Raw genomic sequence first — 15,520 nt, 5'->3', positions numbered from 1 at the left:
GTGCATCCAACCATGCTAGATGACCTCGAAATCTTCCGATGCAAGATGGGCCGGGGACACGAGCATGAAGCATATCACCTGTATCGACGATCTTCGCACCCTGCATAAGCGGCGCGTGCCGAAGGCGTTCTTCGATTATTGCGACCGCGGCTCCTATGCCGAGGAGACGCTGCGCGCCAACCGCGAGGACATGCAGGCGATCAAGTTTCGCCAGCGCATCCTGGTCGACGTCTCCAAGCGCGATACCTCGACCACGATCCTCGGTGAGCCCTCGACCATGCCGCTGATGCTCGCGCCGGTCGGCCTGCTCGGCATGCAGCATGGCGACGGCGAAATCCACGCCTGCCGCGCCGCGCAGGCCGCCGGTATCCCGTTCACGCAGTCGACCATGTCGATCTGCTCGATCGAGGACATCGCCGCCAATGTCGAGAAGCCGTTCTGGTTCCAGCTCTACGTCATGAAGGACCGCGGCTTCATCAAGGAGCTGATCCAGCGCGCAATCGCCGCCAAGTGCAGCGCGCTCGTGCTGACGGTCGACCTGCAGGTGATCGGCCAGCGCCACGCCGACATCAAGAACGGCATGACGGTGCCGCCGGAATGGTCGCTGTCGAAGCTGCTGGATTTCGCCAGCAAACCGACCTGGGTCTCCGGCGTGCTGCAGGGCAAGCGCCGCACCTTCGGCAATCTCGCGGGTCATCTGAAGGTCAGTGACGACATCACCTCGCTCTCGACCTGGATCAGCTCGCAATTCGACACCTCGCTGAACTGGAACGACATCGACTGGATCCGCTCGATCTGGCCAGGCAAGCTGATCCTGAAGGGCATCCTCGACGTCGAGGACGCCGAGCTCGCCGCCAAGACCGGCGCACAGGCCCTCGTCGTCTCCAACCATGGTGGCCGTCAGCTCGACGGCGCGCCGTCCTCGATCGAGGTGCTGCCGGAGATCGTGGACGCGGTCGGCGACAAGATGGAGATCATGTTCGACGGCGGCATCCGCTCCGGCCAGGACGTGATGCGCGCGCTCGCGCTCGGCGCGAAATCCTGCATGATCGGCCGCGCCTATGCCTACGGCCTAGGTGCCGGCGGCCAGGCCGGCGTCGCCAAGGCGATCGACATCATCCAGAAGGAGCTGCTCACCACCATGGGCCTGTGCGGCGTCAACCGGATCGACGAGATCGACGATCATATCATCGCGATGTGAGGCACTGAGGCGAACAGCGTGCCTCACATCGGCGGCGTCAGGCCGTCGCGACCGACGCTGACGCGACTGGCCTCGAACGAGCCGTCCGGCAATTGCTTCATGAAGGCGATGACCTTGGCGCCCGGCTTCAACTCGGACTTGTCACCCGGCACGAAGGTCACCACCGGCGTGTTGTCGGCGACGAACACCTTCTTCTCGCCGTCCTTGTACTTGACCAGCAGCGTATGACCGTCATTGCCGACGACGCTTTCCGCCACCGTCGCATTGGTCATGCTGGAATTGGGCTTGAGGTCCCAGGGCCGCGAGCCCTCGCCGGTGCCGCGCATATTTTCCGGAAACACATGCACCTCGACGGCGTTCTGACCGCCGTCGGGTCCCGGCACGGTGGTCGCGCCGATGAACGAACCCGGCTTGATGTCGGCGAGCGAGATCTTCGTGATGCCTGACACGTTCACGTCGGCGGCGATACGAAGCTTGACGTCCTCGCCACTGCGTGACTTGACCTGCATGGTGTCACCATTGACGCTCTCGATCGTGCCACGCACGCGCGTCGGTATCGGCGCCCTCTGGGCGAAGGCGCAGTAAGTCGAGACGGCCACCATCGCGACGGCGATCAGCGGACGTGTGAAAGTTGCACGTTGAACAGACATGACGGTCTCCGATTGTCCCCACGGATGGAGAACTCCGAAGCGCCGTGCGCTATTCTCTCAAGTCTTCGTGAGATCGGCCTCGACCAATGCGCGCAGCTCGGCCGTCACCTCCGGCCGCCGGCCGAACCACAGCTCGAAGCCGCGCACTGCCTGATGCAGCAGCATGCCGAGCCCGTCGGCGGTCTTCAGGCCGCGCGCCTTCGCCGCGGCGAGCAGCGGCGTCACCAGCGGGACATAGACGAGGTCGGTAATGACCGCCGATTGCGGCAGACGTGCGACGTCGACATCGAGTGACGGCTGGCCGTGCATGCCGAGCGAGGTCGTGTTCACGAGAAGTTTTACGCGCGGCAGCACGTCGTTGATGCCTTGCCACGGCAGCGGATGCACGCTCGGCCCGAACTGCCTGGCCAGCGTCTCGGCGCGCGCGATGGTGCGGTTGGCAAGATGCACACGCTTAATGCCGCGTTCGAGCAGCCCGAACACGACCGCGCGCGAGGAACCGCCCGCGCCCAGCACCAGCGCCTCCTCGGCCGCGTCCCAGCTGGGCGCGCTGGCGTCGAGATTGCTGATGAAGCCTTCGACGTCGGTATTGGTCGAGCGCAGCTCGCCATCGGCAAACCACAGCGTGTTGGCCGCGCCCACCGCCTTGGCGCGGGCGTCGGGCGTCGACAGCGTCAGCACGGCTTCCTTGTGCGGGATGGTGACGTTGGCGCCGACGAAGCCGCGCAGCGACAGCCGCAGCACGAAATCGCGCAGGTCTTCGGGCGGCACCGCCTCGATGATGTAGCCGCCGTCGATGCCCAGCGTGCGCAGCCAGTAGCGATGGATCAGCGGCGAGCGCGAATGCGCGGCCGGCCATCCGATCAGACAGGCTGCAGGCGATTTGGGCGCGGTCATCTTTCCCTCGGGGTCGTATCCGAGGCGATCCATTTCGCGTCGCGCCCGCCCTGTCAAGCGCGCGGGCGCCGCAGCGTCGGCCGGGCCGGCCGGCGCGCCGTCAGCCGGCGGCAACCTCTACGTCCGCGCCGCCCTTGATATCGGCAATCGCGCGCTCGAGGCTCGTGCGATAGCGCGCGCGCGGCGGCGTCACGCCATGGGGGAGCAGCGCGCGGCGTACCGCGGGCGAAGCTCCCGTGATGAACAGGCGGATGCCCTCGCGGTGCGCCTTGACGGCCACGCGGCCGAGCACGTTGGCCGCCGTCGAATCCAGGAACGGCACCGCGGCGAAATCGACCACGAAGGCCTTGCGCTTGTCGGCGACCTCGTCGAGCACGCTGCCGATGGCGGAGGCGGCGCCGAAGAAGAACGCGCCGGTAATGCGATAGACCAGCACGTCGCGATCCACCGCCAGCGCGGAATCGTAGGGAACGCGATCGCCGTTGCTGTCATCGGGGCGATCGGGGACCACCAGCGGCGAGCGTTCCTCGATGCCCGTCATCTCCGCCATGCGATGGATGAACAGCACCGCGCCGAGCGCGAAGCCGACCAGGATGCCTTCGGTCAGGTCGCGGAAGATCGTCAGCAGGAAGGTCGCGAGCAGCACGACGGCATCGCCCCATGACGAGCGCACCAGCGTGGCGAATTCGTGCTTCTCCGCCATGGTCCAGGCCACCACGACCAGCACCGATGCGAGCGCAGCGAGCGGGATGTAGCTTGCCAGCGGCGCCGCGATCAGCATGAAAAGCAGCAGGAAGACCGAATGCAGCATGCCCGCGAGCGGCCCCCGCGCGCCGGCGCGGATGTTGGTCGCGGTGCGCGCGATCAGGCCGGTGACGCAGATGCCGCCGAACAGCGCCGAGCCGATATTGGCCGCCCCTTGCGCCACCAGCTCGCAATTGGAGCGGTGACGGCGTCCGGTCATGCCGTCGGCGACCACCGCAGACAGCAGCGATTCGATGGCGGCCAGCAGCGCGAACGCGATCGCGTCCGGCAGCACGGCCTGAGCCTTTGCCAGTGAGAAGGCCGGCAATGCCGGCGACGGCAATTCTCGCGGAATGCCGCCGAAGCGCGAGCCGATGGTCTCGACCGGCAGCGAGAACACCGCGGTTGCCACCGCGGCAAAGGCCACCGCGATCAGGATGCCGGGCCAGGACGGCCGCCAGATCCGCAGGGCCGCGATGATGGCGATGCTGACGATTGCGACTATCACCGCGGATGGATTGATCGTGTTGAGGCCGCCGGCGAGCGCGACGAGCTTCGGCACGAACTCGCTGGGTTCTTTCCCCGCGAGCGTGATGCCCGAGAGATCGCGGAGCTGGCTGGCGAAGATGATCACGGCGATGCCGGCGGGGAAGCCGACCGTCACGGGATAGGGAATGAACTTGATGTAGGTGCCGACCCGCAACAGGCCCGCGGCGATCAGGAACAGGCCCGCCATCATGGTGGCGAGGATGACACCCTCGACGCCGTGACGCTCCGCGGTCGCTGCGACCAAGACGATGAACGCACCGGCAGGTCCGCCGATCTGGAACCGGCTGCCGCCGAGCAGAGAGGCGATGAAGCCGCCGGCGACAGCGGTGTAGAGCCCGCGGTCCGGCGTAACGCCCGAGGCGATCGCGATCGCCATCGACAGCGGCAGCGCCACGATCGCAACGGTCAGGCCCGCGAAGACGTCGGCGCGGAAATCCGCCATGCCATAGCCTTCGCGCCAGACGGTGACGAGCTTTGGCAGATACAGTTCGGCAAAGGTCGGCTGGCGCAGCTGGTACAGCCGGCCTGCCTGTTCGCTTGTGATGCTCATTTCAGCCAAATGCTCCGCTGCCCCACAATGCTCCGAAGCATCGTGCGTCCCGTGTGGCCGAGGTGCGACGATGCGCTAGCCCATCTTGGTGCCGGGCATGATCAACACGCGATCACGCTCCGACCCGGCGCGGCGGTCCCGGCTCCCTCAGGCGAACGCCACGCCCGCCGCCATCGCTGCGGACCTGCTCGCCGATCAGCTCGACGCCGGCCCGGTCGAACGCCTCGACCACCTTGATCAGGGTCTCGACCACGCCACGCACATTGCCGGTCGAAGCCTCCATCCGCTGAATGGTCGGCAACGACACGCCGGCAAGCTCGGCCAGGGTTTTCTGGTCAATGCCGAGCAGCGCGCGGGCTGCCCGCATCTGAAAGGACGTGATCACCTTAGCCTCACTTACCAGCGCTTATAAATGATATCTAGAACATATACAATGATGTAAAATACATCATACAGTGACAAAGGCAAGCACTAACCTCTCCCCGCCCTTCTGCGGGGGAGGTCGGATTCGCCCCGGCGATGCAGCATCGTCCGGTGCGATCCGGGTGAGGGGCGAGGCACTCTGCGGCCACGAGAGAATGCCCATCCGACTCGCTTGTCTGCCTGCAATTCAAACCGCACGCGTGGATGCAGCCCCTCACCCCCACCCCCTCCCCGTAAGAACGGGAAGAGGGTGTGAGAGAGCGAGCATCCCTTACGGCGCGAGCCGCATCACGCCGCGTGCTGATGCGCGGCGATGATCTGGTCGGCGGCGCGGCCGGTGACTTCGGCCATGTGGTCGAACTGGCGGGTGAAGCTGCCGGCGCCGGCGGTGGCCGAGCGCAGTTCCACGATCAGCTCGCCGATCTCGGCTTCCGGCATCATGGCGCGGACACAGTCCCAGCCGCTCCAGCCGTCGCGGGTGTCGAAGCCGAGGATCTGGCCGCGCCGCGCTGACAGGATCGCATTGATCTTAGCGGTGGCGTCGGTCGGGCAGACAATCTCGACCACGTGGATCGGCTCCAGCAGCACCGGCTGGCATTGCGGCAGGCCTTCATTGAGTCCGATCCGCGCCGCGGTGCGGAAGGCAAGATCGGAGGAATCGACGCTGTGATAGGAGCCGTCGGTCAGCGTCACCTGCACATCGGTGACGGGAAAACCGAGCGGACCGCGCGCGAGGCCATCGACGACACCTTCTTCGACCGCCGGGATGTAGTTGCGCGGCACGGCGCCGCCCACCACCTTCTCGGCGAATTTGAAGCCGTCGCCGCGCGGCAGCGGCTTGATGTCGAGCACGACGTCGCCGAACTGGCCGTGGCCGCCGGACTGCTTCTTGTGCCGCCCGCGCTGGACGATCGGCTTGCGGATGGTCTCCTGGTAGCCGACCCCGGGCGGATGCGAGGCGACCTTGACGCCGAACCGGTCGCGCAGCCGTTCGCCGGCCACGCGCAAGTGCATCTCGCCCTGTCCCCACAACACGGTGTCGTGGGTCTGGGCATTCTGCACGACGACCAGCGAGGGATCCTCCTCGTGCAGCCGCGCCATGGCTTGGCCGAGCTTGACGTCGTCCTTGCGATCGGTGGCCGCGATCGAGATTGCGAGCACCGGCGGTGTCGGCTCGATGGCGATCAACGCCGCAGGTGCCGTCTTGCCATTCGAGATCGTGTCGCCGGTCTTGACGGGATCAAGCTTGGCAAGCGCCACCGTGTCGCCGGCATCTGCCGCGGCGCGCTTGGTGTCGTAGGCACCGTTGACGGCGAGGATGCCTGAGATGCGCCCCGCACCGCCGACGGACGATTGCAGCGTCGCGCCATCGTCGAGATGGCCGGCAAGCAGCCGCGTCAGCGACAGCTTTCCGCCATGCTGCGAATGCAGCGTCTTGAAGACGTAGCCGAGCGCATCCTTGGTCTCGGGTACACCGAGACGCTTTGCGGTCTCCGCAACGCCGGGCGCCTCGTGACGCAGCGCCTTCATCAGGCGCAGCACGCCGTTCTCGCGCGCCGCGGCGCCCAGCAACACCGGGCAGATCAGTCCCTCGCGCAATTCGCGGGCGAGATCGTCGAACACGGCATCGCGCGGCGGCTGAATGTCTTCGAGCAACTGTTCCATCAGCGCATCGTCGTGATCGGCGAGCTTCTCCAGCATCGAGAAGCGGGCTTCCTTCTCGCGATCGAGATCGCCGCCTTCGAGCGCGACCACCTCGGAGGCCTTGTGCTCGCGATAGATGAAGGCGCGCTCCAGCGCGAGATCAACGAAGCCCTCGATCAGTTCGCCCTTCCAGATCGGGATCTGGCGCAGCACCAGCGGCACGCGCGAGGCGGGCTGCAGCATCGAGAGGGTTTCGCGGACGCGCTGGCTGGCGCGGTCGATCTTGTTGAGGAATAGGAAACGCGGGATCTTCAGCTCCTCCAGCTCGCGCAGGATGATCTGAAGCTGCGGCAGCTTCTTCTCGTCGGCCTCGCAGACCACGATCGCGGCGTCGACCGCAGGCAGCGCGGCGCGCATGTCGTGGGCAAATTCGACGGAACCTGGACAATCGAGGAAGGTATAGCTGTCGCCCATGAAACTCGTGGTGGCGGCAGTGAGGCCAACGGTCATCTTGTGATGACGGGCCTCCGGGGTGGCGTCTCCGACGGAAGTTCCGGCATCGACGCTGCCGGCACGCGGGATTGCGCCCGTTCGTGCCAGTATTGCTTCGAGAAGTGTGGTTTTACCGCTTTGGAAAGGGCCCACCAGTGCGATGCACCGTGGACCTCGGGGACTTCTGACGTCTTGTCCCATTCGCCGTCTCCTTGGTGTGGAGCTCGGCCCGTGATTGGGTCGGCAAACGCAGATGCTCTGCCCGTCCCCGAGATTTGGCAAGCATCAAACGTCGCTGCGGTGCGTCGTCAGTTAGATCAAGTCTTATAATTCCAACGACTGCCGGCCCGGTGTTCCGCCTCTCTCCGCTGGGGAAAGGAGAAACAGCCTCATCCGCAAGTCCTCATCGACCCGGACGGAGTTCCAGGCTCTCGAGGCCGGCGGCAACGTTGAGGCCGACCTGGCCCTGCACGCTCAGCGGCTGGAGCGCGATCGAATTGTTGGAGCCGCCGACCAGCACATTGCCGCCAAGGCCGACGCCGACGGAGGCGCTGCCCTGCGCGCCGGCATAATTGCCGGAGAGGTCGCCCGGGCCGAGCCGGTCGACCGGTGCGAACACACCCCACGCCAAAGCCGTCTCCTGGGTGATGCCGATGTCGAGACCGACCTTGCGGATCGTCGCGACGTAGCGATCGTCGGGCGAGCCGTCGGCGCGCAGCACACAGCCGAGATGGGTCACCGATCCCACGATGAAGCCGACGCTGGCGCCGCCACGGCATTCGAGCACGCCGACCCGCGCCATCCGCGGCTGCTGCGCGCTGCCGCCCACGCTGGAGGCAACGAGGCTGGCGGCTGCGAGCCCGGCGAAGATGAATGAACGGCGCATGAAATATCTCCGGCGATGATGTGATGCGAGCAGAGAGAGCGCCCCACCCGTGTTGCGCGTCTATGCCACAAGAGCCTCGGCCGTGCCAGATCGCGCGCGGCGATAAGCGTGCAAACAATAAAAGGCCCGCCGGTGGCGGGCCTTTTCGATCGTGCATTCGCGACAGGCTTACCGCAGATTGCCGCAGAAACGCTGGATGCGCTTGCAGGCGTCTTCGAGATCCGAGGTCTTGGTCGCATAGGAGATGCGGAACGCGGGTCCAAGGCCGAACGCCGAACCCTGCACCACGGCGACGCCTTCGGTCTCCAAGAGCTCGGTGACAAACTGCTCGTCGTTCGAGATCACGTTGCCCGACGGCGCTTTCTTGCCGATGGTGCCGGCGCAGGACGGATAAACATAGAACGCACCCTCGGGGCGCGGACACTCGATGCCGTTCGCCTGGTTGAGCATGGAGACGACGAGGTCACGGCGCTCCTTGAAGACCTTGTTGTTGGCGGGAATGAACTCCTGCGGACCGTTCAGCGCTTCCACGGAAGCCCATTGCGCGATCGAGCACGGGTTCGAGGTCGACTGCGACTGGATCGTCGACATCGCCTTGATGAGCTGGGCGGGGCCGCCGGCATAGCCGATGCGCCAGCCGGTCATGCAATAGGCCTTGGAGACGCCGTTCACGGTGAGCGTGCGGTCGTAGAGACCAGGCTCGACCTGCGCGACCGTGGTAAACTGGAAGTCGTCATAGACGAGGTGCTCGTACATGTCGTCGGTCATCACCCAGACATGGGGATGCTTCATCAGCACGTCGGTGAGCGCCTTCAGTTCCGAACGCGTGTAGGCAGCTCCAGTCGGGTTCGACGGCGAGCACAGGATCACCCATTTCGTCTTCGGCGTGATCGCACGCTCGAGCGCCTCGGCCTGGAGCTTGAAGCCGGTCGCGGCGGTGCAGACCACCGGCACCGGCTCCCCGCCGGCAAGCGCCACCATCTCGGGATAGCTGACCCAGTACGGCGCGGGAATGATCACCTCGTCGCCCGGATTGATGGTGGCCATCAGCGCGTTGTACAGCACCTGCTTGCCGCCAGTGCCGACGATGATCTGGTTCGGCTTGTAGGCGACGCCGTTCTCGCGCTGAAACTTGGCGATGATGGCGTCCTTCAGCTCGGGAATGCCGTCGACCGCGGTGTACTTGGTCTTGCCGGCTTCGATGGCGCGGATCGCCGCCAGCTTGATGTTGGCGGGCGTGTCGAAGTCGGGTTCGCCGGCCCCGAGGCCGATGACGTTGCGGCCCGCCGCTTTCAGCGCGCGTGCTTTATCCGTGACCGCGATGGTCGCGGACGGCTTCACACGGTCGAGCGCAGCAGCAAGGAAGGCCATCGTCATCTCCTGACAAGTGTCGTGAACCCAAGCATCGTGAACTGGGTCGTCACGACTCTGATTGTGGGAATGGAGCCACCCTAAAACGTGTGCCGCTGCGCCGCAAGAAACTTCGGCCAGATCCTGGAAAAACTTACGGATTTGGAGCGGTTCAAGCCGCGATTTCCCGCAATTTTCCGCAACTTTGCCTCCGGAATTGCTCATATCCGACAAGGCGTGTCCTCGGAGCAATTTTGAGTGGTGCACGTCGCCAGGAAACCGCTCGTCGTCATGCCCGGGCTTGCCGTCTTCGCCAAGCCCGGTCATGGCGATGTGGAAACACTGGCGTCCTAATCCCGATCGTCTCTGCGATAGTCTTCCGTGCTTCACGACCTCGTAGAGCGATGTGTCCGCAGATTGACGGACACGTGATCTGGTTTGCCTCGTCGCGCGGAAATGATCTTCCGCACCATTGCAGTGCGGTAGGGTTTTCGAGTTTTTCTATGGGCTGGCCCTTGCGGCGGATTCGCATCGGCATCATTGTTTAGCCGCGTCGCGAGGCAACCGAGCGTCGCGCTGTCCCGTCCTCGGATTCGAACTCCCAGAATGTACAAGCTCTATTCGATGCAACGCTCGGGCAACAGCTACAAGGTCCGCCTTGCGCTGGCGCTGCTCAACGTGCCGTACGAAGCGATCGAGGTGGACATTCTGCGCGGCGAGAGCCGCACGCCGGACTTTTTGAGCAAGAACCCGTCGGGGCAGGTGCCGCTGCTCGAGGTCGGCGAGGACCGCTATCTCGCCGAGTCCAACGCCATCCTCTGGTACGTCGCCGTCGGCACACCGCTTGCGCCCGAGAACCGCATCGACCGCGCCGAGGCGCTGCAATGGATGTTCTTCGAGCAGCACGCGCTCGAGCCGAACATCGGTGCGGCCTATTTCTGGCTGTCGCTAGTCAAGGGCGGGCGCGACTTGCAGACCCATTCGCTGGAGGACTGGATGGAGCGCGGCTATGGCGCGCTACAGGTGATGGAGAACCACCTCAAGGCCAATGCCTATTTCGCCGCGCGTCAGCTCACGGTCGCCGACATCGCGCTGTACGGCTACACCCATTTGGCAGACCGCTGCGACTTCGACCTCGAGGCCTTCCCGGCGATCCGGGACTGGCTGAAGCGGGTGGAAGCCGCGCCCGGCTTCGTCTCGATGGACTGGCGGCCGGCCGACGTCGACGACCCCGCCAGCATCGCCGCCGGCGCATGACGGGGCCCTCCTCCAGGCCTGGGGAATAGCGGGAATAGCGGTAGCATTTGCCGCAATGTCGCCATTTTCAACGCGATGCCCGCCGCAATCTTGCCGGTTGAAACTGGGAAATTGTGGAAAGTCGCGGGTGATTCGCTCGCGTGTTGAAGGATTTAGACCATGACACGGGCGTCCGGCACGGCAGGCTTTCAGGGCCAACCCGCTACCGTCGCGTCTTCCCGGCTGACCAACGCGGTCGCGGCCTCGCTCGCCGTCGCCGCGCTCTCGCTTTGCCTGATCGTCACCCTGACGGTGCTGTCGACCAAGGCGACCATGGCGATGGGCCTGCCGGTCTGATTTCCGTTTCATCCTGGTCGAGCCTTCAAGGCGCCGCATGCCCCGCGCCGGCCGGCATCGCGACAGGACGTCGATGAAATCACCTGTGCTCGTCGTTGCAATCACGCTGACTGCGGCCATCCTGGTCGCGGCATCCCTGTTGATTGTCGTCGGCACCCGCAAGGGACCGGGAACGTCGACGCTGAATGCGCCTGCGCTGCAACAGCCCCTCAAGCACGCGCACCTGGTCTAAAATCATCCGAAAGCCTTAAGCGTCTCCGCAAGCGCGCCTTAAGGACACCGCAGGAAAACGCATCGCGGTGGCGCAACGATCAGTCAATGTTGCGACGTTACCTCGTTCGGGAGGAGCGACACTGGTCCATGCGGTTCGGATGGCGTGCAATCTCCGGTCCGGTGCTGGCGGCAGCAACCCTGCTGCTGACGATGCTCTTCGAGCGCTTTATCCCCGCTCTCTCGCCCGCGCCGCTGCTCGTCGGCATCGTGGCGCTTGCCGGCGCATGGTCGGGTCTCGCGTCCGCCATCACCAGCGCGACCGTCGCCGTGATTGGCACCGCGCTGCTCTCGCTCAGCCGCCACGGCATTTCCATCTCCTTCGCCGATCTGCTCCAGTTCGGCCTCCTTGTCATCGCGGCAGCCGGCACCGCAGGCGTCACCGGCCTGATGCGCGAGCGGCTGCTTGGCACGTTCGCGGCCGAGCGCCGCAGCCACGCCACCGCCGCGAGGCTGTCGGCCGCGCTCGACCAGGTCGACATCGGCATCGTGCTGCTCGATGCCGAGACACGGGCCGAGTTCATCAACCGCGCATTCTGCGATTATTTCGCGTTGCCGGACGAAATCGCCGACGGCAAGCCGCCCTTCATCGCGCTGATGTATCACGGTCGCGACACCGGCGCGTTCGAACTGCCCGAAGACGAGCTCGGCACCTTCATCGCGCAGCGCATGGAGATGGTGCGGACCGGCGACGCCACGCCGATCAACATCGCCTTGCGCACCGGCGAAGTGCTGCGCTTCGTCTGCACGGCGCTGCCCGACGGCGGACGGATGCTCAGCTACACCCCCGTAACCGACCTCGTGCGCCACACCGACGCGCCGTCGCGCGCCGACTACTACCGCTCGCTGCGCGATCCTGCGGGCCGCAGGCTGATCCGCTACCTGCGCGTCGCGGAGTGATGCGACGCCGCGATTGATCGCTGCACCCATCATCCCGTATGAAAGACGCTTCGTCGATCGCGGGACTCCTAGATGTCGCTCACCATTCGCTCCGTCACCAGGCAGGATTACGATCAATGGCTGCCGCTGTGGGACGGCTACAACGCCTTCTACGGCCGCTCCGGCCCGACCGCGCTCGCGCCAGAGATCACGCGCATGACGTGGCAGCGCTTCTTCGATGCCTACGAACCGGTGCATGCCCTGGTGGCCGAGAGCGAGGGCAAGCTGCTTGGACTGACGCACTATCTGTTTCATCGCAGCACCACCGCGATCGAGCCGTCCTGCTATCTGCAGGACCTGTTCACGCTGGACGCCGCGCGCGGCCAGGGCGTCGGCTCGGCGCTGATCCACGGCGTCTACGACCGCGCAAAGCTCGCGGGATCGCCGCGGGTCTATTGGCAGACGCACGAGACCAACCTCACGGCGCAGCGCCTGTACGACAAGGTCGCGGAGCGGTCCGGCTTCATCGTCTATCGCAAGCTGTTCTGATCCCTGCGCGCACCCTGTGGATAACTACAGCTGTCACCCGCACGTAACATAGCGAGGCTACGGTGCAGCTGCGTCTGATCAGGCCCCCGTCACCGATCAAGCGCCCCAAGCGGTCCCCGTCAGTCGCCGCGTCTGACAGGGGCCGCGTTTTTTTTGCCCGCCTTGTCGGCATGGCAGCAGCGCGGCAAGCGCCTTGCTGCGGCGGCGCCCCAGTGGTCACAATGTGCCACGGCTCATCTGACAGGATCTCTCCATGGAAATTCGCAATCTCGGCGCTTCCGGCCTTCGCGTGTCTGCGGTCGGGCTCGGCTGCAACAATTTCGGCCAGCGCACGGACCTGGAGACGTCGCGCAAGGTGATCCATCGCGCGCTCGATCTCGGCATCACGCTGTTCGACACCGCCGACATCTATGCCGGCATGGGCGGCTCGGAGACGGTGCTCGGCGCCGTGCTCGGCGAACGCCGCAAGGACATCGTGCTCGCCACCAAATACGCCAAGCCGATGGCGAGTGACGGCACCAGGCAGGGCGCCTCGCGCCGCTACATCATGGACGCGGTCGAGGCGAGCCTGAGACGGCTGAAGACCGACTATATCGACCTCTATCAGCAACACGATTACGATCCGCTGACACCGATCGAGGAGAGCCTGCGCGCGCTCGACGATCTCGTGCGGCAGGGCAAGGTCCGCTACATCGGCAATTCCAACTTCCCGGCCTGGCGGATCGCGGAAGCCGAGTTCACCGCGCGTGCGATGAACGTCAGCCGCTTCATCTCGTGCCAGGACGAATACAGCCTGTTGGTGCGCGACATCGAGAAGGACCTGCTGCCGGCGGCGCAGGAGTACAAGCTCGGCCTGTTGCCGTTCTTCCCGCTCGCCAGCGGCCTGCTCACCGGCAAGTACAGGCGCGGCACGGCGGCGCCCGCCGACACGCGCTTTGCCAAGGCGCCGGCGCTACGCGACCGCTACGTCACGCCACGCAACGAGGACATGGTCGAGAAGCTCCAGGCCTTTGCCAAGGCGCGCGGCCACAGTATGCTCGAGCTCGCCTTCTCCTGGCTCGCCGCGCGGCCGCAGGTGTCGAGCGTGATCGCCGGCGCGACGCGCGTCGAGCAGATCGAGGAGAACGTCAAGGCGATCGCCTGGAAGCTCGGTGCGGACGATCTTGCCGAGATCGACAAGATCACCCTGGGCTGAACTCCGCGGTGGCGGCGCGTTACCTGGCGCCGCGCCCGACCGTCTGCATCACCTCGAAGCCTTCGAACTGGGGATGGCCGAGATAGAGCGGCTTGTTGTCGCCGGCGCGCTGATGCGCGGCGCGGAACGCCTCCGACTTGGTCCAGGCCTCGAACGCCGCATGGTTCGCCCAGACAGTGTGCGAGGCGTAGAGCGTGTGGTCCTCGGCTTCCGGCCCGCGCAGCAGATGGAATTCGACGAAGCCCGGCACCTTGTCCAGATGGGTGTCGCGCGTGAGCCAGACCTGCTCGAAGGCGGTCTCGGAGCCCTTGGCGACGCGGAAGCGGTTCATGGCGATGTACATGGGGGATGGTTCTCCTGATGCTCGGCAGATTATTTCGTCATTCCGCGACGCGCCGCAAGGCGCGGGCCCGGAATGACGGCAGTGGTGGTTATGTCACCAATCCCTGCATCGGCCGTGCCGCTGCGCTATCCGGGAACACCGTCTCTGCCAGCACGCGATCGGACAGGCCGAATTGGTCGTGCAGCACGCCCTTGATGACCGCGCGCAGGTCCGTCGTCGGCTTGAGATCGCGCCCTTCGTGAAGGTAGCCGAGCTTGAGACCCGGCCAGTCGGTGATGACGCGGCCGCCCTTCACGGCACCGCCGGCGAGCAGCGCGATCGTTCCCGTGCCGTGATCGGTGCCGTCGGTGCCGTTGATGCGCGCGGTGCGGCCGAATTCGGTGGCGACGACGACGACGGTGTCGCGCCAGCGCTCCCCCAAGCCGCTTTCGAACTCGGCGAGTGCCCCGTCGAGCCCGCCGAGCAGGAAGGCGAGACGGCCGACCGGGCCGCCTTCATTGGCATGGGTGTCCCAGCCGTCGAAAGCGAGCGCGGCAATGCGCGGGCCGTCATCCGCCGCCATCAGCTTGGCCGCGCCACGCGCGACCTGGCGCATCTGCGCCACCGCATCGCCCGGCTTGCGTTTCATGTCGTCGCCGCTCGCGGCCTTCTCGAGCTGGAGGCCCTGCGACAGCGCCATCGCCAACGCGGGATCGCGGTGGCGATAGAGATCGACGAGGCGCATTGCCGTGTCGTCATCGGCCTGCGGCAGCGCCACCGGCGCCCAGCCCACGGTCGGCGCATTGCCGCGCAGCACCAGCGGCGTGGTGGGGCCGACCGCAAGACCGCTCGAGACGCGCGCGCCCCGCGGCAGCGCCTCCAGCGCCCGGTTGAGCCAGCCGGACTGCACGCGGCCCGGCCCGGCATAGCCGCTCTCGAGCACGTCCTGGCCGTCGAAATGCGAGCGGTCGCGATAGGGCGTCGCCACGGCGTGAATCACCGCGGCATGGCGATCGCGATACATGCGCGCGAATTCCGGCATCGCCGGATGCAACGCGAAGAAGGAATCGAGCGCGATCGCAGGATGCGCGCCGTCGCTCGTGAGCGCGATCGTGCCGTGCAGGCCGGCATAGTCGGGGTCGCCGACCGGCGCAACGGTCGAAAGGCCATCGAGCGCGCCGCGCAGGATCACCACGATCAGCCGGGGATCGCGGCCGTCGGACGCGCGGGCGAATTTCGGCAAATAGGCCCAGGCCGCGAATGAGGCGCCGCCGAGCAGGACATTGCGGCGCGAGGTGAGCAGCCGGTTCTCGGTGCAGTCCATCG

16 protein-coding genes are annotated in these 15,520 nt (G+C 65.9%); 7 read left to right on the top strand and 9 right to left on the bottom strand.

Going from position 1 to position 15,520, the window contains the following annotated elements; genetic code table 11:
• The first annotated feature begins 64 nt into the window (after nt 1-64).
• A complete protein-coding gene (locus tag X268_RS03570; protein ID WP_128923645.1) occupies nt 65-1,201 on the top strand; it encodes an alpha-hydroxy acid oxidase in 1,137 nt (378 codons plus the stop codon).
• 23 nt (nt 1,202-1,224) lie between these two features.
• Here the strand turns inward: X268_RS03570 and X268_RS03565 are convergent, their stop codons facing one another.
• From X268_RS03565 to X268_RS03535, 7 genes are all read right to left on the bottom strand, one after another.
• On the bottom strand, nt 1,225-1,851 hold the full coding sequence (locus X268_RS03565) for a hypothetical protein (protein ID WP_128923644.1): 627 nt from the start codon (nt 1,849-1,851) through the stop codon (nt 1,225-1,227).
• Between the two features lie 57 nt (nt 1,852-1,908).
• A complete protein-coding gene (locus tag X268_RS03560; protein WP_128923643.1) occupies nt 1,909-2,748 on the bottom strand; it encodes a shikimate dehydrogenase in 840 nt (279 codons plus the stop codon).
• A gap of 100 nt (nt 2,749-2,848) precedes the next feature.
• A complete protein-coding gene (locus tag X268_RS03555) occupies nt 2,849-4,591 on the bottom strand; it encodes a SulP family inorganic anion transporter (protein ID WP_128923642.1) in 1,743 nt (580 codons plus the stop codon).
• 112 nt (nt 4,592-4,703) lie between these two features.
• Nucleotides 4,704-4,976: a helix-turn-helix domain-containing protein gene (locus tag X268_RS03550; protein ID WP_128923641.1), complete on the bottom strand. Its 273-nt coding sequence runs from the start codon at nt 4,974-4,976 to the stop codon at nt 4,704-4,706.
• A gap of 326 nt (nt 4,977-5,302) precedes the next feature.
• Nucleotides 5,303-7,351: an elongation factor G gene (locus tag X268_RS03545; RefSeq protein ID WP_128923640.1), complete on the bottom strand. Its 2,049-nt coding sequence runs from the start codon at nt 7,349-7,351 to the stop codon at nt 5,303-5,305.
• 202 nt (nt 7,352-7,553) lie between these two features.
• Nucleotides 7,554-8,036, bottom strand: coding sequence for a DUF992 domain-containing protein (locus X268_RS03540; protein WP_128923639.1), 483 nt, complete (start codon nt 8,034-8,036; stop codon nt 7,554-7,556).
• Nucleotides 8,037-8,204: 168 nt separating this feature from the next.
• Entirely contained in the window at nt 8,205-9,407 is a 1,203-nt protein-coding gene (locus tag X268_RS03535; RefSeq protein WP_128923638.1) for a pyridoxal phosphate-dependent aminotransferase, read from the bottom strand.
• A gap of 585 nt (nt 9,408-9,992) precedes the next feature.
• Between X268_RS03535 and X268_RS03525 the strand changes: the two genes are divergently transcribed.
• The 6 genes from X268_RS03525 (at nt 9,993) to X268_RS03505 (ending at nt 13,872) form a co-directional block, all read left to right on the top strand.
• Nucleotides 9,993-10,643, top strand: a complete 651-nt coding sequence (locus X268_RS03525) for a glutathione S-transferase family protein (RefSeq protein WP_128923637.1) — start codon at nt 9,993-9,995, stop codon at nt 10,641-10,643.
• A 159-nt stretch (nt 10,644-10,802) separates the two neighbouring features.
• The gene (locus tag X268_RS39190; protein ID WP_164937506.1) at nt 10,803-10,979 is read left to right on the top strand and encodes a hypothetical protein; all 177 of its coding nucleotides are present in this window, start codon (nt 10,803-10,805) and stop codon (nt 10,977-10,979) included.
• Nucleotides 10,980-11,052: 73 nt separating this feature from the next.
• A complete protein-coding gene (locus X268_RS03520; protein WP_164936508.1) occupies nt 11,053-11,211 on the top strand; it encodes a hypothetical protein in 159 nt (52 codons plus the stop codon).
• A gap of 128 nt (nt 11,212-11,339) precedes the next feature.
• Nucleotides 11,340-12,149: a PAS-domain containing protein gene (locus tag X268_RS03515; RefSeq protein WP_128923636.1), complete on the top strand. Its 810-nt coding sequence runs from the start codon at nt 11,340-11,342 to the stop codon at nt 12,147-12,149.
• 72 nt (nt 12,150-12,221) lie between these two features.
• On the top strand, nt 12,222-12,677 hold the full coding sequence (locus X268_RS03510; RefSeq protein WP_128923635.1) for a GNAT family N-acetyltransferase: 456 nt from the start codon (nt 12,222-12,224) through the stop codon (nt 12,675-12,677).
• 253 nt (nt 12,678-12,930) lie between these two features.
• Nucleotides 12,931-13,872: an aldo/keto reductase gene (locus tag X268_RS03505; protein WP_128923634.1), complete on the top strand. Its 942-nt coding sequence runs from the start codon at nt 12,931-12,933 to the stop codon at nt 13,870-13,872.
• A gap of 19 nt (nt 13,873-13,891) precedes the next feature.
• Here the strand turns inward: X268_RS03505 and hmuQ are convergent, their stop codons facing one another.
• A complete protein-coding gene (gene hmuQ / locus X268_RS03500) occupies nt 13,892-14,215 on the bottom strand; it encodes a heme-degrading protein HmuQ (protein ID WP_128923633.1) in 324 nt (107 codons plus the stop codon).
• An 88-nt stretch (nt 14,216-14,303) separates the two neighbouring features.
• Entirely contained in the window at nt 14,304-15,518 is a 1,215-nt protein-coding gene (locus X268_RS03495; protein WP_128923632.1) for a DUF1501 domain-containing protein, read from the bottom strand.
• Nucleotides 15,519-15,520 lie beyond the last annotated feature (2 nt).

Origin of the sequence: Bradyrhizobium guangxiense (genome assembly GCF_004114915.1) — a bacterium.
Lineage (GTDB): Bacteria > Pseudomonadota > Alphaproteobacteria > Rhizobiales > Xanthobacteraceae > Bradyrhizobium > Bradyrhizobium guangxiense.
The sequence above is the reverse complement of the archived record's forward strand: the minus strand, read 5'-3'. Positions and strand labels throughout refer to the sequence as shown.